The organism is Pseudovibrio sp. POLY-S9 (assembly GCF_001431305.1).
In the GTDB taxonomy this organism is placed as follows: Bacteria; Pseudomonadota; Alphaproteobacteria; order Rhizobiales; family Stappiaceae; genus Pseudovibrio.
On the sequence record NZ_LCWX01000034.1, the window covers coordinates 1 to 2,903 of the forward strand.

At 44.7% G+C, this 2,903-nt stretch carries 1 protein-coding gene; it reads left to right on the plus strand.

The window, feature by feature from the left end; all coding sequences use genetic code 11:
- The first annotated feature begins 787 nt into the window (after positions 1 to 787).
- Positions 788 to 2,788, plus strand: coding sequence for a hypothetical protein (locus PPL9_RS01805; RefSeq protein ID WP_057461043.1), 2,001 nt, complete (start codon positions 788 to 790; stop codon positions 2,786 to 2,788).
- Positions 2,789 to 2,903 lie beyond the last annotated feature (115 nt).

Below are 2,903 nucleotides of genomic sequence, written 5' to 3' on the forward strand. Positions count from 1 at the left end.
TGACCAATACCTGACATTGGCGTTAAACTACACAGCCGTCGCTTTGGAGCGACTTCAACTTCAGATAGCGTTATCGAAGAATTTTAAAACCTGAAGAGCTCGATATAAAGAGTAAGCGATGGGGACCACTCTGCCAACTTCATACCGAGCTGCGATGATTGCCGAAAATGGTGGAGAGGTAATCTGCGACAACGATACGTGGAAACTGCATCCGATCTGGGACAAATCCGACAAGAAGTGCCTTAAGAGGACGGCAAATGATGTAGCCCGTGAAATGAAAGCCATGCGGGGCTGGACATCGTGGCCAGACTCAGCCGTCTGTATTGCCGGAAATGGAACAGGTGATGTACTGGTACTCTTAGCCAATGGCTGCAATTGTGAACCAGCTATACACCGTTGGAGCCACGAGACAGGGCTTACAACCAAAATGCAGCACGATTTCTCAGAGCTGCTAAAAGCTTAGCGTGTCATTCTGCACTCAGCCGGAATAGACCCCTTAAATGCCGTTGGTATAATTCCGATTAATGCAACACCGCCGCTCTACCCGACGCACGTGAAGCAATCTCTCAACGGCCTGAAATTTGGTTCAACTGAAATAATCAAACTCCTAAACTGCATTTTCCTCAAAAGTAGTTTTAAAATAAAAATCAAGTTTCTACATGGAAATACAAAATAAAACTATATACTCATTTTGATATTTAACTGCACCAAAACTACACAACTGAGTATCTAAATTACCTCCAGATAATATATCGCATATTTAGTAATATGAACTCTGGAACCCCATATGCCCAAGCGTAAGATAACTCCGGTAGAGCAGACATGGGCTCAGAAAGTTTATAGCAGTCTCCAACTTAAGTTCCCTGAGGACCAGACTGATGGCACAGGGCAAGCATCAGAAGGCCTGCTTGACTTTGAGATAAAAGAGGCACTTCAAAGCAAATCTACCGTGACAGCACTTAAGGATGAACTTAATGCCGTTTTCACCCAAGATGTAGCAGGAAAGGTTGCTGATCATTTTTTAGCGAAAAGGAGCACTATTCGAACACTGAAAATACTTGAAAAGGCCCTCAAGTCTCCAACTGAGATCTCCGGAAAAACCGTAAAAAAAACAAATGATCTTTTCGACGATGCCAAGGACTTTGGAACCAGACTAACCATGGAGGTTTTCTTCGAAGGCAAGCCAGTACCAGAAGATCCTATAAATGCTTCCAGGCAAATCACATCCAAAGTTATGAAACTGGCAGAAGATGCAGATGAAGACGGCATTTCAAGTATTACCCGTTCACTCAATGTTTTGAGTAACGCCGACAATCCCGTCCTGAAGGAAGCAGTCGCTCTTTCATTAAAAGACGTTCATACCAATTTCGTGTATCCCAAAGATCAGAGAAGAAAAAACGCAGCACAAGGGGGCGAAGTTCCCCGCACACCTGGCGAAGTCACCACGAACTTTCTTTCTCTGCTAAAAAAAGAAATGCAAAATCCGGATCTAGACCAAACAGCATCTATCGCATTGGACAAAGTTGATGAAGTTGTAAGAAAACGGATTCTTGGCCATCAGCTGTCAGTGCCGGAAACACGGGATTTATTATACAAGTCAGCAAAAGAACTAAAAGACAACGGCCTTGAGGAACTTGCAGCACGGGCGATAGAATTTTCCGTACAGATGGGAAAATCAGACGAGCAACCCCTTACAAGACTACACGATGCCGTTTACTCAAGGGTACTTGACAGCAATCTGGTTGCAGACCTTGTTCACAATCCCCCGCAGTCAGTTTTAGATGCCGGACACACAGCAAAGCTAGGCACACTCCAAACAGTTTCAGAACAGACACCCCGTGTCCAGCAAGATCTTGCCAGAACTCTTCAGTCGGCTCTGCAGAGCGATAAGAGGTTCTGGATAACAGAATGCCCGCAACTACAAAAACTGGCAGACTGCCCAGCAGAGGACGCAATTAAAAATTTACAAGATTTTCTGAGCGCCCCAACGACCAATGGTTACGAAGCCATCGCCGTCCCAATGCTAACGGTTAAACTCTGTGTGAACCTTAATAATATCCTCACCAATCAATGGCCTGAAGACCGCCCTCCAGTAAAAGAGGGAGAACAAGATCTGATCAGCTTGATACATAAAGCGAACAAAGCTTATCAGTTGTTACAACGAGAATCTAATCGCAGAACAACGCCAGTAAATCTTTTCGGTAACAGTGTAGTATCAAATAAATTACAGGCTGGAATTACACTCGATTACCAGCCTGGTGCTGTCACCTTTCAAGACGACCAAACTAAAATCCCAAGCACGCATCCATCCCGACGCAATATCCCGGAGCTGGAAAACCCGTCGCAATCACAGCTTAAAGCACTAAAACAAGGAATACCGGTTGCCAGCGGTGTCTCAGGTTCAACAAACCTGAATCTGTTTTTCTTAAAGCACCTCATGGAGAACAGCGATAATGAGAATACAGTACCAGATCCGAAAGATTACATGCTCCTCACCACCATGTTCCTGACCTATGACGGCGGGCATGCAATTCATGAGGCCCTATGGACCGGACAGTACCTGGATGGAGAATTAGAGCTTAATCTTGGCTTAGAAAAGACCACTCCAGATGGCCAACCATCTAATCCAACTGACTACGTGTCAGACCTCAATGATTTTATTGGCCTTTATGACGGAACAGAAACAGGCCAGGCTCTGGGGAGAGCAAAAGAACATGCACTCGACGCGACGGTAAATTATTTTGATGAACATAGCTACGCGGCAGAAAACGCCAAAGATAAAACCTAGAGCGCGTTCCATATGATTGGATTCAATAAAATGATAAGAATTCGCTCCGATAAAAATGTTAGAGCGTGTAGCTTGAGTGCTAATGAACGCGACGTGCTCTAAATCCCAAGGTTAT